A 26,310-nucleotide genomic window follows, 5' to 3' on the forward strand; every position below is an offset into this window, starting at 1 on the left:
ATCCCAAGATGAAATACACCGAAGAACACGAATGGCTCCGCGTCGAGGATGACCTGGTCGTGGTGGGCATCACCGAACATGCCTCGACCCAGCTGGGCGACGTGGTGTTCGTCGAACTGCCCGAGCCCGGCGCCACCGTCTCCAAGGACGACGAGATCGTGGTGATCGAATCCGTCAAGGCTGCCTCGGACATCCTGGCCCCCGTGGACGGCGAGATCGTCGAGGTCAACGAGGCGCTGGTCGACAACCCCGGCCTGGTCAACGAGGACCCGCTGGGCGATGCCTGGTTCTTCAAGATGAAGGTCGAGGACCTGTCGGCGCTCGACGACTTCATGGATGAAGAGGCCTACAAGGCCTTTATCGAGTAAGCGGAGCCCTAGATGCCCTACCAGCCCATCGATTACCTCCCCTACGACTTCGCCAACCGGCGCCACATCGGCCCCTCGCCCGAGGAAATGGCCGAGATGTTCGCCGTGCTGGGGGTCGAGAGCCTGGACCAGCTGATCGACGAGACGGTGCCGAAAAGCATCCGCCAGGCCGAGCCGCTGGAATTCGGCAAGCCGAAATCCGAGCGCGAGCTTCTGTGGCACCTGCGCCAGGTGGCCAAGAAGAACGAGGTCTACTCGACCATGATCGGGCAGGGCTTCTACGGCACGGTGACGCCGCCCGCGATCCAGCGCAACATCCTGGAGAACCCGGCCTGGTACACGGCCTACACGCCCTACCAGCCCGAGATTTCCCAGGGCCGTCTCGAGGCGCTGCTGAACTTCCAGACCATGGTCTCCGACCTGACGGGCCTGGAGATCGCAAACGCCTCGCTGCTGGACGAGGCCACGGCCTGTGCCGAGGCGATGACCATGGCGCAGCGGGTGGCGAAATCGAAGGCCAAGGGTTTCTTCATCGACGAGAACTGCCACCCGCAGAACATCGCCGTGATGAAGACCCGCGCCGCGCCGCTGGGCATCGAGGTGATCGTCGGCGCGCCCGAGGATCTGGACCCCGAGGCGGTCTTTGCCGCGATCTTCCAGTATCCGGGCACCTACGGGCATCTGCGCGACTTCACCGACCCGATCGCCGCGCTGCACGCGGCCAAGGCATTGGGCATCGTGGTCGCCGACCCGATGGCGCTGACCCTGCTGAAGGAGCCGGGCGCGATGGGCGCCGACATCGCCGTGGGCTCGACCCAGCGTTTCGGCGTGCCGATGGGTTATGGCGGACCGCATGCGGCCTACATGGCCTGCCACGACGCGCATAAGCGGGCGATGCCGGGCCGGATCGTGGGCGTCTCCATCGACTCGCATGGCAAGAAGGCCTACCGGCTGTCCCTGCAGACGCGCGAGCAGCATATCCGCCGCGAAAAGGCGACCTCGAACGTCTGCACCGCGCAGGCGCTGCTGGCGGTGATGGCGGGTTTCTACGCCGTGTTCCACGGCCCCAAGGGGCTGCAGGCGATCGCGCAGCGCATCCACCGCAAGGCGGTGCGTGCCGCGCGCGGGCTGGAAGAGGCCGGGTTCAAGGTCGAACCGGCCGAATTCTTCGACACCTTCACCGTCGATGTGGGCCCGATGCAGGGCGTGATCTACAACGCCGCCCTGGCCGAGCGGATCAACCTGCGCAAGATCGGCACCACCAGGCTGGGCATCGCGCTGGACGAGACCACCCGTCCCGCGACGATCGAGGCTCTGTGGCGGGCCTTCGGCCTGGATAAGCGCGATATCGGCGGGGACGGGCAATACCGCATCCCCGAGGGGCTGCTGCGCGAAAGCGACTATCTGACCCATCCGGTGTTCCAGATGAACCGCGCCGAGACCGAGATGATGCGCTACATGCGCCGTCTGGCCGACCGCGACCTCGCGCTCGACCGGGCGATGATTCCGCTGGGATCCTGCACGATGAAGCTGAACGCGGCGGTGGAGATGGCCGGGATCACCTGGCACGAATTCGCCGACCTGCACCCCTTCGCCCCCGCCGATCAGGCGCAGGGCTATGCCCAGCTGGTCGAGGAGCTGTCGGCGATCCTGTGTCAGGCCACCGGCTATGACGCGATGTCGATGCAGCCGAATTCGGGCGCGCAGGGCGAATATGCGGGCCTGCTGACCATCGCCGCCTATCACCGCTCGCGCGGGGAGGGGCATCGCGATGTCTGCCTGATCCCGACCTCGGCGCATGGCACCAACCCGGCCTCGGCCCATATGGCGGGCATGAAGGTCGTGGTGGTGAAATCGGCCGAGAACGGCGATATCGACCTCGAGGATTTCCGCGCCAAGGCCGAGGCCGCGGGCGACAACCTCGCCGCCTGCATGATCACCTATCCCTCGACCCACGGCGTGTTCGAGGAAACCGTGCGCGAGGTCTGCGAGATCACGCACAGGCACGGCGGGCAGGTCTATCTCGACGGGGCCAACCTCAACGCCATGGTGGGCCTCGCCAACCCGGGCGAGATCGGCGCCGACGTCAGCCACCTCAACCTGCACAAGACCTTCGCTATTCCGCATGGCGGCGGCGGGCCCGGCATGGGGCCGATCGGGGTCAAGGCGCATCTGGCGCCCTTCCTGCCCGGCCACCCGGAAACGGGCGGCAACGAGGGGCCGGTTTCGGCCACGCCCTATGGCTCGGCCTCGATCCTGGTGATCTCCTACGCCTATTGCCTGGCGATGGGCGGGGCCGGCCTGACCCAGGCGACCAAGGTGGCGATCCTGAACGCCAACTACATCGCCAAGCGGCTGGAGGGCGCCTATGACGTGCTGTTCAAGGGCCGCAATGGTCGGGTGGCGCATGAATGCATCCTCGACACCCGCCCCTTCGCCGACAGCGCGCATGTCACGGTGGACGACATCGCCAAGCGGCTGATGGATTGCGGCTTCCATGCTCCCACGATGAGCTGGCCGGTCGCGGGCACGCTGATGGTGGAGCCGACCGAGTCTGAGACCAAGGCCGAACTCGACCGTTTCATCGAGGCGATGCTGGCGATCCGCGAGGAGATCCGCGCCGTCGAGGCGGGCGAGATGGACGCCGAGAACAACCCGCTGAAGAACGCCCCGCACACCGTGGGCGATCTGGTGGCGGACTGGGACCGGCCCTACAGCCGCGAACAGGGCTGCTTCCCGCCGGGCTCCTTCCGGGTGGACAAGTATTGGCCGCCGGTGGGCCGCATCGACAACGTCTATGGCGACCGGCATCTGGTCTGCACCTGCCCGCCGGTCGAGGACTACGCCGAGGCGGCGGAATAGCCGCCTTCGACAAAAGATGTGGTGCTCAGGCGCCTCAGGGCAGCCTGAGCACCACGATCCCGGTCTTTTCGCCGGTCTCCACATAGCGATAGGCGTCAGCGATCTCCGTCAGCGGATAGCTGCGGTCGAACACCCCGTGAAATTTCCCCGCCGCGAGAAGCCCGGCCATTTCCGTCACGAAGGCGGGGCTGTCGACGGGAAGCGGGATTTCCACCCGCGTCCGCCCGGTCAGCGCGTTCCACAGCGCCAGAAACACGTTCGACCAGCCCGGGCCGAGATCCGTGCTGGCGAATAATCCGCCGGGTTTCAGCAGGCGCCGGCAGCGGAAATAGCTTTCCTTGCCCACGGCATCGAACACGATGTCGAACCTGTCCGGGAGCGCGGTGAAATCCTCGGCAGTGTAGTCGATCACCCGCTCCGCGCCCAGCGCGCGCGCCAGCTCCAGGTGGCGTGTCGCAACGACCGCCGTGACATGCACGCCCCGCGCCCTGGCCAGCTGAACCGCCGCCGTGCCGATGGCCCCCGAGGCGCCGTAGACCAGCAGGGACTCGCCCGCGTCGAGCTTGCGGATCGTGGAATTCGCATACCATGCGCCCTCGCAGACGACCGCCTCGTCGAAGGGCAGGCCGGCGGGAAGCGGCGCGATCGCGCCTTCCGCCGGAATGCACAGATACTCCGCATGCGTGCCGTAACGGCGCGGCGACATGCCGAACACCCGGTCCCCGGCGCGAAAGGCGGTGACCCCGGCGCCGGCCTTGTCCACCGTGCCGGCGAAATCCAGCCCCAGGATCCTGAGCTTCGGGCGCAACAGGCCGCTTGTCAGGCGAATGAAGAACGGGTGGGCCCGCAACATGCCGCAGTCGCTGCGGCTGACGGTGGCAGCATGGACCCGGACGCGGACCTCGCCCGGGGCGGGCTCGGGGCGCGGGACGTCGCCCAGGCGGACGACCTCCGGCCCGCCGTAACGGTTGCTGATCGCGGCTTTCATCGCGCCCCCCCTGCGTGTGATTCCGGCCTGGGGAGTCTATCACGTCCGGGGCGGGCGCAGGTCCTCCTCGCTGAAATGCACGCCCCGACGGGCCAGCCAGTCGGTGAAACGCGCCAGCTTGGCCTCCAGCGAACAGGTGCCGGTCAGGCAGTCTGGGCTGGCATTGTAGTCCTCGCGCAGCCTCAGCTGCTGCTCGGGGGAAAGGTCGCGCCAGGGGATCATGCGGCCTCCGTGGTCGGGTTCCCGCTCAGAATGGGGTTGCTTCGGGCAGGGCGCAACCCGATATATTCGCGCAACCGAATGTAAAAGGAGGCCCCGATGGCCAAGTCAGTCAAACTCACCTGCCTGGAATGCGGCGTCGTCAACCGGGTGCCCGAGGACAAGCTGGGCGCGGGCCCGAAATGCGGCACCTGCGGGGCGAAGATCAACGACGGCAAGGTCCGCGAACTGGACCTCACGACCCTGCTCAAGGCGGCCAAGAACGACGATCTGCCGCTGCTGGTGGACCTCTGGGCGCCGTGGTGCGGGCCGTGCCGGATGATGGCGCCGGAATTCGCCAAGGCGGCCCAGGCGGTCTCGCCCGAGGTGCGGCTGGCCAAGATCGACACCCAGTCGCATCCGGATGCCACGGTGCGCTTCAACATCCGCGGCATCCCGGCGCTGATCCTGTTCAAGAACGGGCGCGAGGTGTCGCGGTTGGCCGGCGCCCGCCCGGCGCGCGACATCGAGGCCTTCGCCCGGTCGTAAGGCCGGCGCCTCCTGGGGCTTTGCCGCCGGTCAGCGTTCCGCCTTCGTCATGCGGCCCGCCCGGCGGTCACGCCGGTCGGCGCCCGACCCGTTCCACACGGCGCGGGCGCTGGCCTCTTCGGAAATTTCCCGCAGGCATGAAAAAAGGCGCCCGGAGGGGCGCCTTTCCGTCCGTATCCGAAGCGGGCTTAGGCCAGCTGGATGTTGGTCGCGCTTTCGCGGCCGTCACGGCCGGCTTCGATGTCGAAGGTCACTTTCTGGTTGTCAGCCAGGGTGCGCAGGCCGGCGCGTTCCAGTGCGGTGATGTGCACGAACACGTCCTTGCTGCCGCCCTCGGGGGCGATGAAGCCGAAGCCTTTAGTTTCGTTGAACCATTTCACGGTGCCATTGGCCATCCGTCTGTCTCCTAGATAGTCCTGCCCGCGGAACTGCGGCAGGTCGGCTTGGTCAGTGCAAGATCGAGTGACTGAAGCCGTGTTAGGGAGACAGTGGGTCGATAGAGAATAACGTCGCCCCGTGCACATGGGGCTTTTGTTGGACGATTGCAAGAGGAATTCGTCGCACTGGCGGCGGGACGCGATCCGCATTAGGGTCGCGCCGGAATTCAAGAAAGGAACCCGGCCATGGATGAGGCATTGAGGACGCGCTGCGGCGGCGCATGTGAATTGTGCGGCGGCACCGAGGGGCTGACCGCCGTGGCGGTTCCGCCGCGCGGGGACGAGGTGGCGCTGTGCGCGACCTGCGCCGAACAGGCGGCCGGCGGCGCGCCCGACCCGCAGCACCTGCGCTGCCTGCAAGCGGCGATGTGGAGCGAGGTGCCCGCCGTGCAGGTCCTCGCCTGGCGGCTGTTGAAACGCCTGCCCGAGGAGGGCTGGGCGACCGAGGCGCTGGAGATGCTCTATCTCGAGCCCGAGATCCTGGAATGGGCCGAGGCCGGCGCGCCCTCGGACCTCGTGCACCGCGACAGCAACGGCACGGTCCTGGAGCAGGGCGACACCGTGGTCCTGATCAAGGACCTGCCGGTCAAGGGCGCGGGCTTCACCGCCAAGCGCGGCACGGCGGTGCGCGGCATCTCGCTGGTGCCCGACAACGCCGAACATATCGAGGGCCGGGTCGAGGGGCAGCGCATCGTGATCCTCACCAAGTTCGTGAAGAAGCGCTGAGCGCCCCTCCGATCGGATGCCTTCCCGCCGCCGATGGCGTGGCGGGAAGGCCGCAGCGCGGGCGCGCCCGGCCGTTCGGTCGCGGCATCTGGTGGGGCGGTGCGCCGAAGGATCCGTCCCGGTCTGAACTCCGGAGCTTGAGGATCCATTCGCATGGTGTGGGGCGAGTGCGGGGCCTGCGCCCGCGGGCGCCATGTTCGGTCGCCGGCAGCCGCGCATGGCTGGCGAATGGCAACGAGCTTTGAAAATGCAGTGGCCTGCGGTATCGTCGGCCCGTTCACGGGCGGTCGCTATTGTTGGCAATGTATAAGACACATCAGCTCCCCGGAGCCAGAAAAGATGCCAGGGCCTCCGCACGCGCGACCATGGACGTGTCCTTTGTTCTCCCTTGCCTCAACGAGGCCAAGACCATTGCCTGGTGCGTCAGTCGCGCGCATGAGGCGCTGGATGCGCTGCGGGAGGGGCACGCCCTGACAGGCGAGGTCATCGTCGCGGACAATGGCTCGACCGATGGCAGCCAGGACCTGGCGCGCGCGGCCGGTGCCCGGGTGATCGACGTCGCTGCGCGCGGCTATGGCGCTGCCCTGCGCGGCGGGTTCGAAGTGGCCCGGGGCCGAAACCTGGTCATGGGCGACAGCGACCGCTCCTACGATTTCCTCGAGGCGGTGTCGATGGTCCTCGAACTGCAGGCCGGCGCCGATCTGTGCATGGGGTCACGGTTCAGGGGCGAGATCAAGCCGCGGGCGATGCCGTGGAAAAACCGCCATATCGGCAACCCAATTCTCAGCGGCATCCTGCGCATGCTATTCCGCACCACCGTCAGCGATGCGCATTGCGGCCTGCGCGCAATTACGGCGGACGCCTACGAGAGGCTCAATCTGTCTTCGACGGGGATGGAATTCGCCTCGGAGATGGTATTGAAATCCGTTCTGAAAGGCTATCGCGTGGCGGAGGTGCCGGTGACCCTCTGGCCCGACGGCCGGGGTCGGCCCCCGCATCTGAACCCCTGGCGGGACGGTCTGCGGCACCTGATCTACATGCTGCTGCTCAGCCCAAGCTGGCTTTTCCTGCTGCCGGCCGCGCTGATGTTTTCCTTTGGCCTGGTTGTGCTGGCGATCCTGCTCATGGCGGGTGATGCCGAAATGGCCCGCCTGGGGAGCCTCGGGATCGGCGATCACTGGGCGGTCGCGGCCAGCACGGCGATGATCATGGCCGTGCAGACAACCGCGATCGGGCTGTTCGCGCTGGTCTACAACTGGCGGGAAGGGTTGCGATCGCCGGGCCGGATCGCGGCCGCCTTCCTGAGATGGTCGCGACTGCAATACTGGTTGCTGGGCGGGGCGCTTCTGGTTGCTGCCGGCCTGGTATGGGCCGGTTCCATCGCCTTGGACTGGATCAATTCGGACTTCGGAGCCCTGGACGAGATGCGGGGGCTGATCGCGGCGGCGACGCTGATCGTGATCGGCTCGCAGATCTTCTTTTCCGGGCTGCTCATCTCGATCTTTTCGGGGTACCGCGCGCGCCATGCGGTGCTGATCTAGGGGCGCGCGATGGGGCCCCCGGCACAGCCCGGCGACGAGGCGCTGCGGCGGCGCACTCTGGCCTTGAGGCCGGTCTGGGGGACGGTTGGAACAGGGCTGGGCCTGGGTCGTCCTGTCGCCGTCGCTTTGCCGCTGGGCGGGCTGGCCGCGGGCGAGAGGGAGGGCGAAGAGTGACCCCCTGGCTCAGCGTTCTCATCCCGGTCCACAACGGGGCCGCCACGTTGGAGCGCACCCTTCGCTCGCTGCAGGGGCAATGCGGGGGCGTCGAAATCGTGCTGGCCGATCAGGGCTCCAGCGACGGCAGCCGCGAGATTGCCGAAAGTTATTCCGACACCTTGCCGCTGCGTATCATCGATACCTCCGACAGGACCAACTGGATGGCAAACACCAACGCCGCGCTGCGCGCCGCCCGCGCGCCCTACGCCACGATCCTGCCCCAGGACGACCTGTGGCGCCCCGGCCGCACCGACCTGCTCCGGATGTTGGCGCGGCGATACCCTCAGGCGGCGATCTGGTCTCACGCCGCCTGCTATGTCGATGCCGGCGCGCGGCTGAGCGGCCGCTTCGGGCCCGCCTTCGGCCGCCGCCAGCGCCTGGTCTCCGGCGTCGAGGCGTTGTCGGCGCTGATCGTCCAGAACACCCTCGCCATGCCGGCGGTGATGTTCCCGCGCGAGCAGGCCCTGGCGACGGGCGGCCTCGATGAAACGCTCTGGTACACCGCCGACTGGGATCTCTGGCTGCGGCTTGTCGGGCGCGGGCCATTGGCCTGGGCGCCGGCGCGCGCGGTGGCCTTTCGGCTGCACGGGGACGCGCAGACGATCACCGGCTCGCGCGACATCGCCGATTTCCGCGACCAGCTCACGCGTGTGTACGACCGGCACGCCCCCGCCTCGTCCCGGTTGCGACAGCTTGCGGAGGTGTCGATCGCCGTGAATGTCTGCCTCGCCGGGCGATACCACAATGTCCCCGGCGCCTGCCGCGGAACCATCCGGCAGCTGGCGGGCCTCGGTCCGCTGGGCCTGTGGCGCTACCTGCGCGACAGCCGCCTGATTGCGCGCGTCCTGCCCCGGCTGCGGGCGAATCTTCTGCGCGGCCGCCCGCCGGGTTAGGTCGGTGGCCGGGCACCCCGGGACAGTCTCCGCAAGGTCGGCGCGCGGGGCGCGCCGACCGAGACCTTCAACGCGCGCGCAGGGGGGGCGAGTTCGAGATTGCCGAGCCCTCCTGCAAGCTGGCGGAACGCGTGACGCTGCGACAGGCGAACCGGAGCGGGCCGGAAAGCGCCGAGGATGCCCACGCCCGTGCCGATGCCGCAATTTGCACGCTGGGCCGGACGGTCCACGCCGCAGGCGCGCAATATTCCCGTGACCGGGGCCGGGCCGCTCCGTTAGACAGGTCCCATGACCCAGGACCAGATCATCCTTTTCGCGCTGTTCACCGCGGTCTTCGCCCTGCTGCTCTGGGGGCGCTGGCGCTATGATCTTGTGGCTTTCGCGGCGCTTCTGGTCGGGGTCGTGCTGGGCGTGGTGCCGGCGCAGGAGGCCTTTGCCGGTTTCGGCCATCCGGCCACGCTGGTGGTGGCGCTGGTGCTGGTGGTCTCGGCGGGGCTGGTGCGCTCGGGCGCGGTGCTGCTGATCACGCGCACCCTGATCGACGCTTCCCGCCCGCTGGGGCAGCACATCGCGCTGATGGGCGGAATCGGCGCGGTGCTGTCCGGCTTCATGAACAACGTCGCCGCGCTGGCGCTGCTGATGCCGGTCGACATCCAGACTGCGCGCAAGGCCGGGCGCGCGCCGGGGCTGAGCCTGATGCCGCTGAGCTTCGCCACCATCCTGGGCGGCATGGTCACGCTGATCGGCACGCCGCCCAACATCATCATCGCCACCATCCGCGAGGACAGTCTCGGCACCTCCTTCGCGATGTTCGATTTCGCGCCGGTGGGCGGGCTGGTGGCCATCGCCGGGATGGTCTTCGTGGCGCTGGTCGGCTGGCGTCTGATCCCGCAGCCCGCCGAGACCCACCGGAACACGACCGAGGAATTCCAGCAATATGTCGCCGAACTCACGGTCCCGGAGGGATCGAAACTGGCGGGGATGCGGCTGCATGAGCTTGCCGAGGAGGCGGAGCGCGACGACGTGGCGATCCTTGGCCTGGTGCGCGACGGCCAGCGGCTCTACGGCCCGCAGCGCGGCGCCATCCTGCGCGAAGGCGACGCGCTGGTGCTGGAGGCCGCGCCCGACGCGCTGGACGAATTCCGCACCGCGCTGAAGCTCGATTTCGCCGAGGGCGTGCGGCAGGAGCGGTTGCGCGCCGAGGGCGAGGGCGTCATCGCGATCGAGGTCGTGGTGCCCGAGGGCGCGCGCATCGCCGGGCGCTCGGCGCTGTCGCTGGGCCTGGGCTGGCGGCGGCGCACGGTGCTGATGGGGATCTCGCGCCAGGGCCGCGCGATCACCGAGCAGGTGCGCAAGACCAGGGTGCGCCCCGGCGACATCCTGCTTTTGCTGGCGCCGAAGGAGACCGCCCATGACGTGGTCGAGTGGCTGGGCTGCCTGCCGCTTGCCAGCCGCGGGCTGGCGGTGACCGAGAACAGCAAGACCTGGGCCGCGATAGGACTGTTCGCGGCGGCGGTGCTGGCGGCCAGCGTCGGCTGGCTCTATCTGCCGGTGGCGCTGGGGCTGGTGGTGGTGGGCTACCTGCTGGCGCGCATCATCCCGCTGTCCGAGGTCTACGGCCATATCGAGTGGCCGGTGGTGGTCCTGCTTGGTTCAATGATCCCGCTGGGCACGGCGCTGGAGACCTCCGGCGGGACCGAGCTGATCGCCGGCGCGCTGGTCGGGCTGACCGGGGGCTGGCCGGCCTGGGCGGTGCTGACCGTGCTGATGGTGGTGACGATGACGCTGTCCGACGTGCTGAACAACACCGCCACCACGCTGGTCGCCGCACCCGTGGGTATCGAGATGGCGCGGGCGCTGGGGGTCAGCCCCGATCCCTTCCTGATGGCGGTCGCGGTGGCCTCGTCCTGCGCCTTTCTCACGCCGATCGGACACAAGAACAACACCCTGATCCTTGGACCCGGCGGCTACCGCTTCGGCGATTACTGGCGCATGGGGCTGCCGCTGGAGCTGATCGTGATCGTGGTGGCGATCCCGGCGATTCTGCTGTTCTGGCCGCTGTGAGCCGCGCGCTGCGATCAGGCCGTCACAGCGGCCACAGCAACGGGATGATCGCCGAGGCCAGCAGGCCGATCGACAGGTTCAGCGGAATGCCCACGCGCAGGAAATCGGTGAAGCGGTAGCCGCCCGCGCCATAGACCAGCATGTTGGTCTGATAGCCGATGGGGGTGGAGAAGCTGGCCGAGGCGGCCACCATTACCGCCACCACCAGCGGCCGCGGATCGACGCCCAGCGCCTGCCCCAGCCCGATCGCGATCGGGGTGACCACCACCGCCACCGCGTTGTTCGACACCAGCTCGGTCAGGATCGAGGTGAGCAGGAAGATCGCCCAGACGATCAGGAAGGGCGGCAGCTTCGCCAGCAGCGGCGCCACCGCGTTCACGATCATCTGCACCGCGCCCGACGCCTCCAGCGCCGCGCCCACCGCCAGCATCGAGAAGATCAGCGCCAGCAGCCGCCCGTCGATGAAGGAGAACGCCTCCTCCGCGTCGATGCAGCGCGTCAGCAGCACCAGCGCCACGGCGAAGATCGACAGCATAAGGATCGGCGCCACGTTCAGTGCGGCCAGCGCGACGATGCCGATCAGCGCCAGCACCGCCAGCGGCGCATGGGCGCGGCGATAGGCGCGCGCCTTGGGCTGCGAGATGTCCACCAGCTCCATGTCCGCGGCGAGGCGCTGGATGTCCTCCGGGGCGCCCTCCAGCAGCAGCGTGTCGCCGACCCGCACCACCAGGTCGTCGAGCTGGCGGCCGATGTTCTGGTTGCGCCGGTGCGCGGCCAGCGGATAGACGCCGTAGCGCCGCCGCAGCCGCAGCGAGCCGAGCGAGCGGCCCACCATCCGGCAGCCCGGCGAGATCAGCACCTCCACCGTGGTGGTCTGCACCGAGCTCAGCTTGTCCACCATGCGCAGGCTCTTGTTCTGCTGCAGGCCCAGCAGTTCGGCCATCTCGGTGCGCAGCACCACCCGGTCGCCGGCCTCCAGCGTCACCGTCTCCAGCTCGCGCCGCAGCGAGGCGTCGCCGCGCAGCACGTCGACCAGCCGCACGCCTTCGCGCTTGAACAGGTCGATCTCGTTGACGCTCTGGCCGATCAGCTCGCTGTATTCGGGAACGGCGACCTCGGTGAAGAATTTCATCTTCGAGCGCCCCGACAGCAGGCTGGCCATCGACGAGCGCTCCGGCAGCAGCCGCGGCCCGGCGAAGCGCAGGTAGAGCATCCCCCAGGCCACCAGCACCACCGCCAGCGGCGTTACCTCGAAAATCGTGAAGGGTTCCAGGCCGTTGGCCCGCGCCACGCCGTCGACCAGCAGGTTGGTCGAGGTGCCGATCAGCGTCAGCATGCCGCCCAGGATCGCCCCGTAGCTGAGCGGGATCAGCAGCTTGGACGGCGAGATCGACAGGCTGCGGCTGATCTGCACGAAGACCGGTATCATCACCACCACCACCGGGGTGTTCGACACCATGGCCGAGGCCGCCACCACGAAGCCCATCAGCGCCCCGACCGCGAGCTTGGGCTTGTTCTTGGCGTTGCGCTCGGCGGCATGGGTGAACCAGTCGAGCGCTCCGGTCCTCACCAGCGCGCCCATCACGATGAACATCGCCGCGATGGTCCAGGGGGCGGGGTTGGACAGCACCGCGAGCGCCTGCTCGTAGGGCAGAACGCCGGTGATCAGCATAACCGAGGCCCCGGCGATGGCGATCACCTCGGCCGGGTAGCGTTCGCGGACGAACAGGATGAACATCACCACCACGACGGCAAGCGACAGCAGCGCGTTTGCGGCCGGAGACAGGGAAAGGTCGATCATGCAATAGGCCCGCCGTTCAATTCAGACCGTATCTTTATCGCCCCCGCGCCCCGGCACAAGCGCCGAGTGGCGCCGCGTCCCGGCCCCGGCGGATCACGGCGCGGAGGCCTCCAGCCGCCCGCCCACGCGAATCATGCGCACCCGGGTGGCCTTGCCGGTGCGGTCGTCGGTCTCGACAAAAAGCCCCGACAGGGTCGCCTCGCCGCTGGCCGGGGTGAAGCGGTTCTTGGCCATGCCGGTGATGAAGCGGCGCAGCGGCTCGGCCTTGTCCATGCCGATGACCGAGTTGTAGTCGCCGCACATCCCGGCATCGGACTGGAATGCGGTGCCGCCGGGCAGGATCTGCGCGTCCCCGGTGGGCACATGGGTGTGGGTGCCGACCACCACGCTGGCGCGCCCGTCGCACCAATGCCCCATCGCCATCTTCTCCGAGGTCGCCTCGCAATGGATGTCCACCAGAGTGGCCTGCGCGAGTCCGCCCAGCGGATGCGCCCGCAGCACCTGGTCGATCGCCGAGAACGGATCGTCGAAGGGCCGCTTCATGAAGACCTGCCCCAGAACCTGCGCCACCAGCACCTTGCGCCCGCCGGTGGCGGTGAACAGCCGCGCGCCCTTGCCCGGGGCCTCCCGGGCGTAGTTCAGCGGCCTCAGGATGCGCGGCTCCTGCTCGATGAAGCTGAGCATGTCCTTCTGGTCGAAGGCGTGATCGCCCAGCGTCAGGCAATCGGCCCCGGCCTCCAGCAGGCCCTTGGCGTGGGCGGCGGTCAGCCCGTGGCCCGAGCTTGCGTTCTCGCCATTGACCACGACGAAATCCAGCCCCCACTCCCGGCGCAGGCCGGGCAGGCGCTCCTGGATGGCCGCGCGCCCGGCGCGGCCCATCACATCTCCGAGAAACAGTATCTTCATGCGCCATGGCCTAGGCGCGCGGGGCCGGAAGGGCAAGTGACAATTGCGCCCGATGCGCGCGCCTTCCGGCGCGACGCGTGCATCGGGGCCGCGCCGTTGGCCCCGCGGGCCGTCGTCCCTGCGCCGCACGGGATCGCCGGGGTCGGAGACGGGGCAGGCCCGTATTCCCCGATGACGTTATCGAGGGATTCGACAGGCCGCCCGTGCGATCGCCGGGGACGCTTCAAGCGGGAAGGGGCGGAAAAACGGGACCAAGCCACGCCGCTGCGGCGAAGATGCTGTTCGAAGATCTGTTGCGAGGGAATTTTGGTGGAGCCTAGGGGGATCGAACCCCTGACCTCGTCATTGCGAACGACGCGCTCTCCCAGCTGAGCTAAGGCCCCACGACAGCCCTCACATGCGCGGTTTTGCGGGCGGCGTCAAGGGGGGGGGCGGGCCCGCGGCGGTCGCGGAACAGCGCGCGCAGCTCGGCCTTGGCCTGTTCGAGGATTTCCCTCTGCCCGGGGTCGAGGGTGCGGCCGGCGCGGTTGATGTAGAAACTCAGCATGGACATGGAGGATTGCAGCACGGTGCCCTTGCGCTGCGTGCTTTCCTCGGCCGAGCGTTTGAGCGACGCGGCGATGCGTTTCGGATCGTCCCAGGTGAAGACCCCCTCTTCGAGGGCGAGCGCATGGCTGGTCTCAGTGACCTTCTGCGACCATCTTTTCGGGGGCTTGTCGGGCATGGGGGCAGGATAGCAGGGATCGGGGCGGCGGGGGAGGGCGGCGCCGATTGCCATCCGGCCAGCGGCGCCACGTCTGCCCCAGAGTCGCGCCCGGCCCGAGGGTGGGTGCGGAACGCGCCCTTGGTGACCCAAGGGGCTCATCTTGCCGTCAGAGAACAGCTCCGCCCGGGGCGCTTGCGGCCCGGGCCGCGCCGACCCGCCCCCCAGGGGCGGCGCGATTGCGCCACCCCTCGGGTCGGTCGCGGCCCTACTGATAACATTGCAATTTTTGTGAAGTCTTCTCATGGTTGAACGTAGCGAATATCAAAACTCGCGTTTTTCAAATGAGTTCCACGTTCAATGACTTGCAGTGTATTTATTGATGAAAGCGGAGAGGCCGGTATCGCAAAGGTGCGCTCGGATACATCAGGTGGAGCGTCGCCATACTTCGTACTGGCAGCTGCAGTGATGCCAAGGGCCGTGAAGATTTCGGCGACATCAGTTCTCGACGAGGTACTGAAAACAATTCCCAAAAAATGGTCACACGCAACCGAACTTAATCATTACCAAACGGTTTTCTGGGCGCGCACCGCCACTAAGGTCAATCTCCGCTTCTTCGCCGTGATTTCGAATAAGAGCACGCTTGGAAGCTACTCTGAGCGAATCCGAAAGGATCCCGACAAGTTCTACAACAAATGTGCGGTGTATTTGCTCGAGCGTGTTGGGCAGTACCTGACAGCGAAAGGCATGGCTGGAACGCCGCCCGAAGTTTGCTTCGAAAAGAAAAACCACGATTACGATGCGATGCGCCGGTATCTTAGTGCGATTAAGGAAAAGCCGATGCACACAGATGCCAAGTATTTGCGCGTTTTTAATCCGTTTGCGATCACGGCGAAAACCAAGACTGAAGAGCCATTATTGCGGTATGCAGACTTGGCTGCCCATGCAGCCTATCAGTGTGCGAACAAGACCAAGACGAATTTTAATATCCCGGAACCGAGATACCTCGAGGAACTAGCTAATCGGTTCGGAGCAGACGAGCGAGGTAATGTAATAGGGCGTGGAATAAAATGCATCCACAGCGTTGAAGATCTCTGTTTGGACGCGGATGTCGCTAGGAAACTACGTTCACTAAAAGCCATGCCAATGCAGCCTGTGAAAAGGTGAATAGGTCAACGCTTCCTCCTCTTCACACCACCCCTCTGCCCCGGCCGTCCCGCCGTTGACCGCCCCACGGCGGCCTCGCTGGCCGCCTCCACCGCCGATTGCCTCGCCAGCGGGTCGTCCGAGATCGCCAGGTCCACCGCCTCCAGCCGCTTGATCTCGTCGCGCAGGCGCGCGGCCTCCTCGAATTCCAGGTTCTCGGCGGCCTTGCGCATCTGGTCGCGCAACCCGTCGAGATGCGCCTCCAGGTTGGCGCCGTGCAGCGGCTTGTCGATCTTCGCCGTCACCCGGCTCATGTCCACGTCGCCCTTGTAGAGGCCGGCGAGGATGTCCTCGACGTTCTTCTTCACGGTCGCGGGCGTGATGCCGTGTTCCTCGTTATAGGCGATCTGCTTCTCGCGGCGGCGGTTGGTCTCGGCGATGGCGCGCTCCATGCTGCCGGTCATGCGGTCGGCATACATGATCACCCGCCCCTCGGCGTTGCGCGCGGCCCGGCCGATGGTCTGGATCAGCGAGGTTTCCGAGCGCAGGAACCCCTCCTTGTCGGCGTCCAGGATGGCCACCAGCCCGCATTCGGGAATGTCCAGCCCCTCGCGCAGCAGGTTGATGCCCACCAGCACGTCGAAGGCCCCGAGGCGCAGGTCGCGCAGGATCTCGATCCGCTCGATCGTGTCGATGTCGGAATGCATGTAGCGCACCTTGATGCCCTGTTCGTGCAGGTATTCGGTCAGGTCCTCGGCCATGCGCTTGGTCAGCGTGGTCGCCAGCGTGCGGAAGCCCCTGGCGGTGACCTTGCGGACCTCGTCCATCAGGTCGTCCACCTGCATCTCGACCGGGCGGATTTCAATCTCGGGGTCCAGCAGGCCGGTGGGCCGGATCACCTGCTCGGTGAAGACGCCGCCGGTCTGCTCCAGTTCCCACGCGGCGGGGGTGGCGGAGACGAAGACCGACTGCGGGCGCATGGCGTCCCATTCCTCGAACTTCAGCGGGCGGTTGTCCATGCAGGAGGGCAGGCGGAACCCGTGCTCGGCCAGGGTGAACTTGCGCCGGTAGTCGCCGCGATACATGCCGCCGATCTGGGGCACGGTGACGTGGGATTCGTCGGCGAAGACGATGGCGTTGTCGGGGATGAACTCGAACAGGGTCGGCGGCGGCTCGCCCGGGGCGCGGCCGGTGAGGTAGCGCGAATAGTTCTCGATCCCGTTGCACACGCCGGTCGCCTCCAGCATCTCGAGGTCGAAATTGGTGCGCTGCTCCAGCCGCTGCGCCTCCAGCAGCTTGCCCTCGGCCACCAGCTGGTCGAGCCGCTGGCGCAGCTCTTTCCTGATGCCGATGATGGCCTGTTTCATGGTGGGCTTCGGCGTCACATAATGCGAATTCGCGTAGACCCGGATATGTTCGAAACTATCCGTTTTCGAACCTGTGAGGGGGTCGAACTCGGTGATTGCCTCCAGTTCCTCTCCGAAAAACGACAATCGCCAGGCGCGGTCGTCCAGGTGGGCGGGCCAGATCTCCAGCACGTCGCCGCGCACCCGGAAGCTGCCCCTCTGGAAGCCCGCGTCGTTGCGGCGATATTGCTGGGCCACCAGATCGGCGATCACCGCGCGCTGGTCGTATTCCTTGCCGATCTCAAGGTCCTGGGTCATCGCCCCGTAGGTTTCGACCGAGCCGATGCCGTAGATGCAGGAGACCGAGGCGACGATGATCACGTCGTCGCGCTCCAGCAGCGCCCGCGTGGCCGAGTGGCGCATCCGGTCGATCTGCTCATTGATCTGGGATTCCTTCTCTATGAAGGTGTCCGAGCGCGGCACATAGGCCTCGGGCTGGTAGTAGTCGTAGTAGGAGACGAAATATTCCACCGCGTTGTCGGGGAAGAAGCCCTTGAATTCGCCATAAAGCTGCGCTGCCAGCGTCTTGTTGGGGGCGAGGATGATCGCCGGACGCTGGGTCTCCTCGATGACGCGCGCCATGGTGAAGGTCTTGCCGGTGCCGGTCGCGCCCAGCAGCACCTGGTTGCGCTCTCCCTCGTTCACGCCCGCCGACAATTCGGCGATGGCGGTGGGCTGGTCGCCCGCCGCCTGAAACTCGGTCTTCATGACGAAGCGCCTGCCGCCTTCCAGCTTGGGGCGGGTCCTGACCTCCGGGGCGGGGGCATGCAGGGCGGGATGTTCCTGGGCATAGGGCATGGGCGGACTCCTTGGCCTTCCTAACTTGACCCGTTGCGCGTTGGGTTCAAGGGGCGCCCTCGCGGCCTCTTGCGCTGGCGCGCGGTTTTTCCCATAACGAGGGCGATCTGAAGGGAGTTCCGCGATGCTTGCCCGTATCTACCAGCCCGCCAAGACCGCGATGCAATCCGGCATGGCCAAGACCCACCACTGGGTTCTGGAATTCGCCCCCGCCAGTGCGCGCGAGGTCGATCCGCTGATGGGCTGGACCAGTTCCTCCGATACCCAGGCCCAGGTGCGGCTGCGCTTCGACAGCAAGCAGGCGGCGCTGGACTACGCCCGCGAGCACGGCATCGAAGCCATCGTGACGGAGCCCAAGACCCGCAAGCCGGTGATCCGGAAGGGCGGCTATGGCGAGAACTTCGCCACCAACCGCCGCACCGTCTGGACGCACTGATCCCCGGACTGCCCCGCCCGGCCGCCGATTTGCCTTGATCGGTGGGCGCTAACGCCGCAAAAACGGGCGCAAGCGGCCCCTTAGCTCAACTGGATAGAGCAGCTGACTTCTAATCAGCAGGTTCCGGGTTCGAGTCCTGGAGGGGTCGCCAGACTGTCGATTTCATACATGTATTCAGAAGCTTTCGGCCGTTCCCCGAAACCGTGCCATTTTTCCGGAAGCAATGTGGGAGCGGTGACAGGGGTAACGCCCTGGTAACGACGTGGCAATGTTCCCGCACAAGGGGGCAGAGGGCCGCGGCAGGGCACCCACCCCGCTCCGCTGTTTTCGCGCGGACCGGCGGCGCGACCGTGGCCGGCGCGAGTCGCTGTATTCCGCAGCCGGTCCTTGGGGCTCGGCCCCAAACCCCGGAGTATTTCCGCCAAGAAGAAGCCCCGGGGTTCTTCTGGCCCAAAATATCCCCGCCGGAGGCATCCCGAGCATCCGGCCGCAGGCCGGGTGCGAGACAAAAGCTCTGCGCCGCAGGCGCGCATTGCAGCATCGCGGCGCTGTGGCTTGCTCCCCGGCGGGGCAGTCCGTATAGACGGGACAATCTCAGTTGTCACCTGTCGGAGAGCACCATGGCCGGCCATTCAAAATGGGCAAACATTCAGCATCGCAAAGGGCGCCAGGACGCGGCGCGCTCGAAGCTGTTTTCGAAACTGTCGAAGGAGATCACCGTCGCCGCCAAGATGGGCGATCCCGATCCGGACAAGAACCCGCGTCTGCGTCTGGCCGTGAAGGAGGCCAAGTCGAACTCGGTCCCGAAGGACGTGATCGAGCGCGCGATCAAGAAGTCGCAGGCCGGCGAGGGCGACGATTACGAGGAAATCCGCTACGAGGGCTACGGCCCGGGCGGCGTGGCGGTGATCGTCGAGGCGATGACCGACAACCGCAACCGGACCGCGTCGAACGTGCGCTCGACCTTTGCCAAGAACGGCGGCAATCTCGGCGAGACCGGCTCGGTCGGGTTCATGTTCGAGCGCAAGGGCGAGATCGTCTATCCCGCCTCGGTGGGCGACGCGGACACGGTGATGCTGGCCGCGATCGAGGCCGGCGCCGAGGATGTGGAGAGCTCCGAGGATGGCCACATCATCTATTGCGCCGATACCGACCTGAACGCGGTGTCCACCGCGCTGGAGGCGGAACTGGGCGAATCGGACTCGACCAAGCTGATCTGGCAGCCGACCACCAGCACCGAGCTTGACCTCGATGGCATGCAGAAGCTGATGAAGCTGATCGACGCGCTCGAGGATGACGACGACGTGCAACGCGTCACCTCGAACTTCGAGGCCTCCGACGAGGTGATGGCGCAGCTCTGAGCGCCGCGCCTCAGGGGTGGATGTCGCGCGGGCAGCGCGACAGGAAATAGATGTGGAGCCAGTCGAACGCTGGCTCCACGCCGCGCTCGGCCAGCCATTTCGCCTGCAACTGATAGGCTTCCCATTCCGCGGCCTGGCGGCAGTCGAAGCCGCGGTTCAGGAACTGCACATGATGCGCCAGTTCGTGCAGCAGCACCGAGACCTGGCGGCTGTCGCCCTCCGACCAGGGCCGCACCAGGAATACCCGGCCGCGGGCCAGGTCGTAGGCGCCGAGCATGTTCTCCTCGACCAGCATGTCCTCGTCGTCGACGCCGATCTCCTCTCCGGTCAGGCAGAAGAGGATCTCGGGCGGGGCTTCGAGCGCCTCGGCGGTGTCGTAGCCAGTCTCCTCGCCGATCCAGAGGATCAGTTCAGCCACCAATGCGGGCGACGGCATCTCCGGCGGGAGCAGGGCATCGGCCCGGTCCGGGCGGGGGCAGTCCGCCGCCGGCGCGCTGTCGGCCGGCAGCTGCGCCGAGGCCGGCGGGGCGGCGAGACAGGCGAGCAGGGCCAGGCCGAGGCGGAGCCGTTCCAACATGCCCCCAGCCTAGCATCCTCCCCGCGGGGGCGGGCAAGCGGCAATCTCTTGCCGGGGATCGGAAGGTTGCGTTAACTCCGTCCGGCGCGGCAGAGCGGGGGCAGGGCGATGACATATGGGGACGGGCGCGATCAGGGATTGCCGGGCGTGGCGGTGCTGGTCGCCATGCAAGGTGTGGTGGCGGCGGCGAGCCTGGTGGTCGAGATCGTGGCGGGCCGGATGCTGGCGCCTTATGTGGGCATGTCGCTTTACACCTGGACATCGGTGATCGCGGTGGTGCTGGCCGGGTTCTCGGCCGGGCACTGGGCGGGCGGGCGCATGGCCGAGGCCCCGCCGCGGCGGGCGCTGCTGCTGACCGGCTGGTCGATGGCGGGCGCGGCGCTGAGCACGGCGGCGGCGGTGTTCGTGCTGCGGCTCGCCGCCGGGCCGGTGATCGCCGCGATGCAGAGCCCGGTGGGCGCCATCGTGGCGCTGAGCATGCTGGTGTTCTTCCTGCCGTCCTTCTTTGCCGGAATCCCGGCGCCGGTGCTGGCGCAGATCGCGGTGCTGGCGCGGCCCGGCCAGACCGGGCGGGCGCTGGGCGCGATGTTCGCGGCCGGCGCGGTGGGCGCGATCGGCGGCACGCTGCTGGCGGGGTTCCTGTTCATCTCCTGGCTGGGCTCGGCGGGCACGCTGGCCGCGGTCACCGCCGCCTATGCGGGCCTCGCCGCGCTGTGTTTCGCGCTGGCGGGGCGGATCGCTCCGGTGGGACGCTGGGCGGTGCTGGGGCTGGCGGTTCTTCTGCCTCTGGGCGTGGCGGGCGCGGGGCTGGCGCGACCCGATCCCTGCACGGAGGAGAGCGATTATTTCTGCATCCGGGTGATCGAGGAGCCCGGCGCGCCGGGCGTCGGTCCGACGCGCCTGATGGTGCTCGATCACCTCGTGCACGGCATCTCGTCGCGCGACAATCCCTCGGAGATGCTGACCTACCATGCCGCCGCGCTGGACGCGCTGGCGCGCGCGCGCATGGCCGGGCGCGACCGCTTCGGCGCCTTCTTCATCGGCGGTGGCACCTATTCGATCCCGCGCTCCTGGGCGGCGACCCGGCCCGGGGCCGAGGTCACCGTGGCAGAGATCGACCCGGTCGTGACGCGGGTTGCGGCGCGGGAGTTCTGGTTCGACCCCGCCAGCGCGCGGGTGCTGAACGACGACGCGCGCCGGGCCCTGCTGACGCGGCCCGACAGTTATGACGTGATCATCGGCGACGCCTTCACCGATATCGCGGTGCCGCCCCACCTGATCACGCGGGAGTTCTTTGAACTGGTGGAGAGCCGGCTGACCGGCGAGGGCATCTACCTGATGAACGTGATCGACCACATGGACCGGCTGCAGGCGCTGACCGCCATCGCGCGCACGCTGGGCGAGGTCTTTCCGGTGGTGGAGATCTGGGCCAATCCCGATGCCATCGGGGTGGAGAACCGGCAGGTTTTCATCCTGCTGGCGGGGCGCTCGGCTTCGCCCTTCAGCGCTCTGCGCACGCTCAGCCCCGAGGGCTACCGGGTTGTGCGCTTCGCGCGGGACGCGCGGGATCAGTTGCTGGCCGAGACGGCCTCGCCGGTTCTGACCGACAATTATGCCCCGATCGACCGGCTACTGGGGCACGGGGACTGGGCCGAGCGCTGAAGCCCCCTTGCCCTTGCCTCCGGGATCGCGTCAAGTCGCCGCATGTCGCAGGCAATCGCCCCTTCCGAGTCCCGCCCCATGGTGGGCGTGTTCTGGATGCTCCTCGCCGGGCTGAGCTTCGTCATCATGACGGCCATCGTGAAGCATGTGGGCAGCGGCCTGCCCGCCGCCGAGGCGGCCTTCCTGCGCTTTCTGGCCGGGCTGATCTTTTTCCTGCCGATGGCGCGCAGCCTGATCCGGGTGCGGCTGTCGCCGCTCAGCTGGCGGCTGCTGGCGCTGCGCGGTGTGGTGCATACGCTGGGCGTGATCTGCTGGTTCTACGCCATGGCGCGCATCCCCGTGGCCGAGGTCACGGCGATGAACTATCTCAACCCGGTCTATGTGACCATCGGCGCGGCGCTGTTCATGGGCGAGAAGATCTCGGTGCGCCGGATCACGGCGATCGGCGTGGCGCTGCTGGGTGTGCTGGTCATCCTGCGTCCGGGCTTCCGCGAGGTGTCCACCGGGCATCTGGCGATGCTGGTCACGGCGATGATGATGGCGGCCTCCTATCTGTGCGCGGGGATGGCCAGCCGCGAGGCGGGGGCGGGGACGGTGGTGGCGATCCTGTCGGTGTCGGTCACCATCGGGCTGGCGCCCTTTGCCGCCTGGGTCTGGGTGACGCCCACATGGGGGCAATTGGGCTGGCTGTTCCTGGTCGCGGGTTTCGCCACGGCGGGGCATTATTTCATGACCCACGCCTTCCGTGCAGCACCGATGGCGGTGATCCAGCCAGTGACCTTTCTGCAACTGGTCTGGGCGACGCTGCTGGGCTGGCTGGTGTTCGGCGAAAAGGTTGATGGCTGGGTCGTGCTGGGCGGCGCGCTGACCATGGGATCGGTCAGCTACATCACCTGGCGCGAGGCCCGGCTGAAGCGCCGCCCGGTCACGCCGCCGGCCAACGCCACCAAGCCCTGAGCCGGCCCGCGCGCGGGCGTGGCTGCGCGGTTTTTCCCGCAGCCGAACAGCATTCGCGCGGGGGGCGCGGGTTTCCACTTGATCACGGTCAAGGTGTCGGGCAACAGGCTCGGCTAGCGTTACCGCAAATGCACTGTAAGGAGACCGCGCAATGTCGAACACGCCGCACGAACTGGCCGAAGAATTCCCCGATCAGGTCGAAGCCATCCACGATCTGAAGACGAAGAACGCGCATTTCGCCAAGCTGGTCGAGGAATATCACGAGGTGAACCGCGCCGTGCACCGCGCCGAGACCAACGTGGAGCCCACCGACGAGCTGCACGAGGGCGAACTGCGCAAGCAGCGCCTCGCCCTGAAGGACGAGATCGCCCGCATGCTGGCGGAGCCCGCCGAGGGCTGAGCCCTTTCTCAGGCCCCGGCCTCGTCCCCCGTGGGCGCGGCCGGGCCTTCGACCTGTTCCTGGAAACGTTCGAAGAACTGGTCGGCCATCTTGCGTGCGAAGCCGTCGATCAGACGCGATCCGAGCTGCGCGATCTTGCCCCCCACCTTCGCCTCGACATCATAGCTCAGCTCGGTGCCGCCCTCGGCGTCGGAGAGGCGCACCTTTGCCTCGCCCTTGGCGAATCCGGCGACGCCGCCCTTGCCCTCGCCGGCGATGGTGTAGCTTTCGCCCGGCACCACGTCGGACAGCGTGACGCCGCCCTTGAAGGTGGCCTTTACCGGCCCGACCTTCTGCTTGACCACGGCCTCGAAGCCCTCCTCCGGGCTGCCGGTCAGTTCCTCGCAGCCGGGGATGCAGGCCCTGAGGGTCTCTGCCTCGTTCAGCTTTGCCCAGACCGTCGCGCGGTCCGCCGCGATGACGCGGCTGCCATTCAGTTCCATGTCCTGTCTCCCAGTTTGCCCCAGACCTAAGGCGAGCGGGGGCGGCGGTAAAGCTATTCCGCGATCTCGTAGGGCAGCACGCCGCGGTGGTCGGGATCGACGCGCAGGCGGCGCTCCAGCGGCGGGACCGAGCGCTGGTGGCAATTCTTGCGCTCGCAGATCCGGCAGGAGATGCCGATCGGCTCGAAACTGGCGGCGCGGGTCAGGTCCAGCCCGTCGGCATAGACCAGCTCCTCGGCGTGCTGCACTTCGCAGCCCAGCCCGATGGCGAAGCGCCGGTCGGGCACGCCCCAGGCGCCGCCGGGCTTGCTGACATCGCGCGCCAGGCACAGGTAGCGCACCCCGTCCGGCGTCTCGGCCAGCTGGCGCAGGAAGCGGCCCGGCGTCTCGAAAGCGCGGTGCATGTTCCACAGCGGGCAGGCGCCGCCGAAGCGGGCGAATTGCAGCCGTGTGGCCGAGTGGCGCTTGGTGATGGTGCCGGCCTGATCGACGCGCACGAAGAAGAAGGGGATGCCCTTGGCGCCGGGGCGCTGCAGGGTCGAGAGGCGATGCGCCACCTGCTCGATCGAGGCGCCGAAGGCATAGGCGAGGCGTTCCAGATCGTGACGCATCTCCTGCGCGGCCTGCAGGAAGGGCCGGTATGGCAGCAGGGCCGCGCCCGCGAAATAGTTGGCGAGGCCAATCCGGGCGATGGCGCGGGCCTCGTCGCTCTGGAACCGGGCCAGATCGAGCGTGGCGTCCAGCAGCTGGCCCTGGGTCAGCAGCGCCACCTGGTGCAGCAGCTGAAAGCGCTGGGTGGGCGCGGAAGCCTGGGCCGCGATCGTGAGGACGCGGTGTGCGGCGTCGTAGTCGCGCAACTCGGCGTCGGGGCGGAACTCGATCGTGATGCCCTCGGCCTTAAGGGCCGCGCGGGCGGTCTCCATCGGGTCTGCGCGGCGCCCGCCGGGGCAGGCGAAACGCTCGGCGGCGCGGTCCACGGCGTCGATGTAATTGTCGCAATAGTGGAAGAAGTCGCGCACCTCCTCCCAGGGGCTCGGGGCGACGCGGGCATCCTCGCGCCCCAGCGCCTCGTCGAGCGAGGCGAGGCGCTCATGGGTCTGGCGATAGGCACGGTGCAGATCGAGAAAGGCGCGCGCCAGCGCCGGCGCGTTGGAGGCGGCGAGCCGCAGGTCGGCGAGCGGTGGCGCGCCCTCGGCAAAGACCGGGTCCGCGAGCGCCTCGCGCATGTCCGAGACCAGCCGCTCGGTGTCGCCGGTGGACAGCTCGGTCACGTCGAAGCCGAACTCGTTTGCCAGCGCCAGCACCACGCCGGTCGAGACCGGGCGGTTGTTGTTCTCCATCTGGTTCAGATAGGGCAGCGAGACGCCAAGCTTGGCGGCGAAGGCCTTTTGCGTCAGGCCCAGCCGCTTGCGCGTCTCGCGCAGCTTGACGCCGGCATAGAGTTTCTGGGTCGCCATCTCCGCACCTTTGCAGCTTTGCTCGGGATATCGGTATCCTTTGCAAAGCGCCCGCGCAAGGCTCAGGCGCCGGGATGCGCCTCGGGTTCCTCGATCTCGCCCAGGTCGCCGGCGATGCGGTTGACGTGGAACACATAGCCGGTAGCCAGGATCGCGGCGGCGGAACTGGCCAGCATGATGCCCAGCAGCGGGTAGACGCCCGACCCCGGCACCAGCATCGCGCCCGCCAGCGCCGACAGGCCGGCGCCGCCACCGATCATGATCGTGCCGCCCAGCCCGCTGGCGGTGCCGGCGAGATGCGGGCGCACCGACAGCAGGCCCGCGGTGGCGTTGGGCAGGACCATGCCGTTGCCCAGCCCCACCATGACCATCAGCCCGAAGAAGGCCAGCGGGTGCGTCGCGCCCAGCAGGAACAGCAGCAGCGAGGCGATAAGCCCGGAACTGACCGAAAGGCTGCCGGCCAGGATCATCCGGTTGATACCGAAGCGCACCGAATAGCGCCCGGACAGGAAATTGCCGCCCATGTAGCCCAGCGCCGCGATCCCGAAATAGAGGCCCAGCAGCGCCGGGCCGAGGTCGAACACCTCGGAGCCGACAAAGGGCGCACCGCCGAGATAGGCGAAGAACACCCCGGAGGAGAAGGCCGCGCTCAGCGCGTAGCCCCAGAACCGGCGCGAGCGGAAAAGCTCGGGATATTCGCGGAACTGGTCGAGCAGACTGATCTGGCTGGGCCGGGCGGTCTCGCCCAGGTCGGCCCAGGCCAGGGCCAGCACCAGCGCGCCCACCGCCAGCAGCATGGCGAAATTGGCCTGCCAGCCGAAGACCTCGTCGAGGATGCCGCCGACGGTGGGGCCGACCATCGGGACCAGCGCCATGCCCATGGTGACATAGCCGATCATCGAGGCCGCCTCCTCCTGCGGGACCATGTCGCGCACCACCGCGCGGCTGAGCACCATGCCCGTCACGATCACCGCCTGCGCCATGCGGAAGGCGAGAAAGACCTCTGCCGTGGGGGCCAGGATGCAGCCCAGCGTCATCGCCAGGAAGGCCGCGGCGCTCCACAGGATCACGGGACGACGGCCGTAGCGGTCGGAGATCGGGCCGATCACGATCTGCAACGCCGCGTTCACCGCGAGATAGAGCGCCACCGAAAGCTGCATCAGCCGGTAATCGGTGTGGAAATAGGCCGTCATGTTGGGCAGCGACGGCAGGAAAATGTTCATAGACAGCGCGGAGATCCCCGCGAGCAGGACAAGGGTCAGGATATGCGGGGGCGTGCTGCGGTCGAGAAACCGCACGGCGGGTCTGGAGGTCATGGCGCGCAGGTTAGGCGCGGCGCGCGATTTGTCCAGACGGTAAAATCCGTCCTGCGTGCA

At 67.6% G+C, this 26,310-nt stretch carries 25 protein-coding genes and 2 tRNA genes; 15 read left to right on the forward strand and 12 right to left on the reverse strand.

Annotation, left to right across the window (positions count from 1 at the left end):
• Positions 1 to 8: 8 nt before the first annotated feature.
• Complete coding sequence (gene gcvH, locus KCI33_RS13505; protein ID WP_212525331.1) at positions 9 to 368, forward strand: glycine cleavage system protein GcvH; 360 nt, start codon at positions 9 to 11, stop codon at positions 366 to 368.
• Positions 369 to 380: 12 nt separating this feature from the next.
• Positions 381 to 3,230, forward strand: coding sequence for an aminomethyl-transferring glycine dehydrogenase (gene gcvP, locus KCI33_RS13510; protein WP_212525332.1), 2,850 nt, complete (start codon positions 381 to 383; stop codon positions 3,228 to 3,230).
• Positions 3,231 to 3,264: 34 nt separating this feature from the next.
• Here gcvP and KCI33_RS13515 read toward each other — a convergent pair whose 3' ends face one another.
• Together KCI33_RS13515 and KCI33_RS13520 are read right to left on the reverse strand one after the other, a co-directional pair.
• Positions 3,265 to 4,218 carry an NAD(P)-dependent alcohol dehydrogenase gene (locus KCI33_RS13515; protein WP_212525333.1) on the reverse strand — a complete coding sequence of 318 codons (954 nt, stop codon included), beginning with the start codon at positions 4,216 to 4,218 and terminating at the stop codon, positions 3,265 to 3,267.
• A gap of 39 nt (positions 4,219 to 4,257) precedes the next feature.
• Positions 4,258 to 4,440 (reverse strand): hypothetical protein, encoded by a 183-nt coding sequence (locus tag KCI33_RS13520; protein ID WP_212525334.1) that lies wholly within the window; start codon positions 4,438 to 4,440, stop codon positions 4,258 to 4,260.
• A gap of 96 nt (positions 4,441 to 4,536) precedes the next feature.
• Here KCI33_RS13520 and trxC point away from each other — a divergent pair, with 96 nt between their 5' ends.
• A complete protein-coding gene (gene trxC, locus KCI33_RS13525) occupies positions 4,537 to 4,965 on the forward strand; it encodes a thioredoxin TrxC (protein WP_212525335.1) in 429 nt (142 codons plus the stop codon).
• Between the two features lie 188 nt (positions 4,966 to 5,153).
• Here trxC and KCI33_RS13530 read toward each other — a convergent pair whose 3' ends face one another.
• Positions 5,154 to 5,360 (reverse strand): cold-shock protein, encoded by a 207-nt coding sequence (locus KCI33_RS13530; protein WP_212525336.1) that lies wholly within the window; start codon positions 5,358 to 5,360, stop codon positions 5,154 to 5,156.
• A 228-nt stretch (positions 5,361 to 5,588) separates the two neighbouring features.
• On the opposite strand from KCI33_RS13530, the gene KCI33_RS13535 reads away from it, so the two are divergent.
• The 5 genes from KCI33_RS13535 to KCI33_RS13555 all read left to right on the forward strand — a co-directional run bounded on the left by KCI33_RS13535 (position 5,589) and on the right by KCI33_RS13555 (position 10,842).
• Positions 5,589 to 6,128, forward strand: a complete 540-nt coding sequence (locus KCI33_RS13535) for an alkylphosphonate utilization protein (protein ID WP_212525337.1) — start codon at positions 5,589 to 5,591, stop codon at positions 6,126 to 6,128.
• 365 nt (positions 6,129 to 6,493) lie between these two features.
• Positions 6,494 to 7,669 carry a glycosyltransferase family 2 protein gene (locus tag KCI33_RS13540; RefSeq protein WP_212525338.1) on the forward strand — a complete coding sequence of 392 codons (1,176 nt, stop codon included), beginning with the start codon at positions 6,494 to 6,496 and terminating at the stop codon, positions 7,667 to 7,669.
• Between the two features lie 9 nt (positions 7,670 to 7,678).
• On the forward strand, positions 7,679 to 7,843 hold the full coding sequence (locus tag KCI33_RS13545) for a hypothetical protein (RefSeq protein WP_212525339.1): 165 nt from the start codon (positions 7,679 to 7,681) through the stop codon (positions 7,841 to 7,843).
• Entirely contained in the window at positions 7,840 to 8,778 is a 939-nt protein-coding gene (locus KCI33_RS13550; protein WP_212525340.1) for a glycosyltransferase, read from the forward strand. The genes KCI33_RS13545 and KCI33_RS13550 overlap by 4 nt, the downstream gene beginning before the upstream one ends.
• Before the next feature lie 288 nt (positions 8,779 to 9,066).
• Positions 9,067 to 10,842, forward strand: a complete 1,776-nt coding sequence (locus tag KCI33_RS13555) for an SLC13 family permease (RefSeq protein ID WP_212525341.1) — start codon at positions 9,067 to 9,069, stop codon at positions 10,840 to 10,842.
• Between the two features lie 22 nt (positions 10,843 to 10,864).
• On the opposite strand, the gene KCI33_RS13560 is transcribed toward KCI33_RS13555, so the two are convergent.
• The 4 genes from KCI33_RS13560 to KCI33_RS13575 all read right to left on the reverse strand — a co-directional run bounded on the left by KCI33_RS13560 (position 10,865) and on the right by KCI33_RS13575 (position 14,273).
• The gene (locus KCI33_RS13560; protein WP_212525342.1) at positions 10,865 to 12,643 is read right to left on the reverse strand and encodes an SLC13 family permease; all 1,779 of its coding nucleotides are present in this window, start codon (positions 12,641 to 12,643) and stop codon (positions 10,865 to 10,867) included.
• Positions 12,644 to 12,736: 93 nt separating this feature from the next.
• Positions 12,737 to 13,549 (reverse strand): TIGR00282 family metallophosphoesterase, encoded by an 813-nt coding sequence (locus KCI33_RS13565; RefSeq protein WP_212525343.1) that lies wholly within the window; start codon positions 13,547 to 13,549, stop codon positions 12,737 to 12,739.
• A gap of 307 nt (positions 13,550 to 13,856) precedes the next feature.
• Positions 13,857 to 13,932: transfer RNA gene (locus KCI33_RS13570), tRNA-Ala, on the reverse strand.
• Positions 13,923 to 14,273: a DUF3175 domain-containing protein gene (locus tag KCI33_RS13575; RefSeq protein ID WP_212525344.1), complete on the reverse strand. Its 351-nt coding sequence runs from the start codon at positions 14,271 to 14,273 to the stop codon at positions 13,923 to 13,925. Before KCI33_RS13575 ends, KCI33_RS13570 begins: the two co-directional genes overlap by 10 nt.
• A gap of 339 nt (positions 14,274 to 14,612) precedes the next feature.
• Here KCI33_RS13575 and KCI33_RS13580 point away from each other — a divergent pair, with 339 nt between their 5' ends.
• Positions 14,613 to 15,419, forward strand: coding sequence for a DUF3800 domain-containing protein (locus tag KCI33_RS13580; protein ID WP_212525345.1), 807 nt, complete (start codon positions 14,613 to 14,615; stop codon positions 15,417 to 15,419).
• Positions 15,420 to 15,424: 5 nt separating this feature from the next.
• Here KCI33_RS13580 and uvrB read toward each other — a convergent pair whose 3' ends face one another.
• A complete protein-coding gene (uvrB, locus tag KCI33_RS13585) occupies positions 15,425 to 17,602 on the reverse strand; it encodes an excinuclease ABC subunit UvrB (RefSeq protein ID WP_212525346.1) in 2,178 nt (725 codons plus the stop codon).
• Between the two features lie 124 nt (positions 17,603 to 17,726).
• Between uvrB and KCI33_RS13590 the strand changes: the two genes are divergently transcribed.
• The 3 genes from KCI33_RS13590 (at position 17,727) to KCI33_RS13600 (ending at position 19,399) form a co-directional block, all read left to right on the forward strand.
• Positions 17,727 to 18,038, forward strand: a complete 312-nt coding sequence (locus tag KCI33_RS13590; RefSeq protein ID WP_212525347.1) for an ETC complex I subunit — start codon at positions 17,727 to 17,729, stop codon at positions 18,036 to 18,038.
• Between the two features lie 74 nt (positions 18,039 to 18,112).
• Positions 18,113 to 18,189, forward strand: a tRNA-Arg gene (locus tag KCI33_RS13595).
• A 469-nt stretch (positions 18,190 to 18,658) separates the two neighbouring features.
• Positions 18,659 to 19,399: a YebC/PmpR family DNA-binding transcriptional regulator gene (locus KCI33_RS13600; RefSeq protein ID WP_212525348.1), complete on the forward strand. Its 741-nt coding sequence runs from the start codon at positions 18,659 to 18,661 to the stop codon at positions 19,397 to 19,399.
• 10 nt (positions 19,400 to 19,409) lie between these two features.
• Here the strand turns inward: KCI33_RS13600 and KCI33_RS13605 are convergent, their stop codons facing one another.
• Entirely contained in the window at positions 19,410 to 19,976 is a 567-nt protein-coding gene (locus tag KCI33_RS13605; RefSeq protein ID WP_212525349.1) for a DUF6647 family protein, read from the reverse strand.
• 108 nt (positions 19,977 to 20,084) lie between these two features.
• Here KCI33_RS13605 and KCI33_RS13610 point away from each other — a divergent pair, with 108 nt between their 5' ends.
• The 3 genes from KCI33_RS13610 (at position 20,085) to KCI33_RS13620 (ending at position 22,995) form a co-directional block, all read left to right on the forward strand.
• Positions 20,085 to 21,638, forward strand: coding sequence for a fused MFS/spermidine synthase (locus tag KCI33_RS13610; RefSeq protein ID WP_212525350.1), 1,554 nt, complete (start codon positions 20,085 to 20,087; stop codon positions 21,636 to 21,638).
• Between the two features lie 42 nt (positions 21,639 to 21,680).
• Entirely contained in the window at positions 21,681 to 22,595 is a 915-nt protein-coding gene (locus KCI33_RS13615) for a DMT family transporter (protein WP_212525351.1), read from the forward strand.
• Positions 22,596 to 22,746: 151 nt separating this feature from the next.
• On the forward strand, positions 22,747 to 22,995 hold the full coding sequence (locus KCI33_RS13620) for a YdcH family protein (protein ID WP_212525352.1): 249 nt from the start codon (positions 22,747 to 22,749) through the stop codon (positions 22,993 to 22,995).
• Positions 22,996 to 23,003: 8 nt separating this feature from the next.
• Here the strand turns inward: KCI33_RS13620 and KCI33_RS13625 are convergent, their stop codons facing one another.
• The 3 genes from KCI33_RS13625 to KCI33_RS13635 all read right to left on the reverse strand — a co-directional run bounded on the left by KCI33_RS13625 (position 23,004) and on the right by KCI33_RS13635 (position 26,250).
• Complete coding sequence (locus KCI33_RS13625; protein WP_212525353.1) at positions 23,004 to 23,477, reverse strand: carbon monoxide dehydrogenase subunit G; 474 nt, start codon at positions 23,475 to 23,477, stop codon at positions 23,004 to 23,006.
• A 53-nt stretch (positions 23,478 to 23,530) separates the two neighbouring features.
• Positions 23,531 to 24,934, reverse strand: a complete 1,404-nt coding sequence (locus KCI33_RS13630; protein WP_212525354.1) for a helix-turn-helix transcriptional regulator — start codon at positions 24,932 to 24,934, stop codon at positions 23,531 to 23,533.
• Positions 24,935 to 24,996: 62 nt separating this feature from the next.
• Positions 24,997 to 26,250, reverse strand: a complete 1,254-nt coding sequence (locus tag KCI33_RS13635) for a multidrug effflux MFS transporter (RefSeq protein ID WP_212525355.1) — start codon at positions 26,248 to 26,250, stop codon at positions 24,997 to 24,999.
• Between the last annotated feature and the right edge of the window lie 60 nt (positions 26,251 to 26,310).

Source organism: Actibacterium sp. MT2.3-13A (genome assembly GCF_018139985.1).
Classification (GTDB): Bacteria; Pseudomonadota; Alphaproteobacteria; order Rhodobacterales; family Rhodobacteraceae; genus JAGSOU01.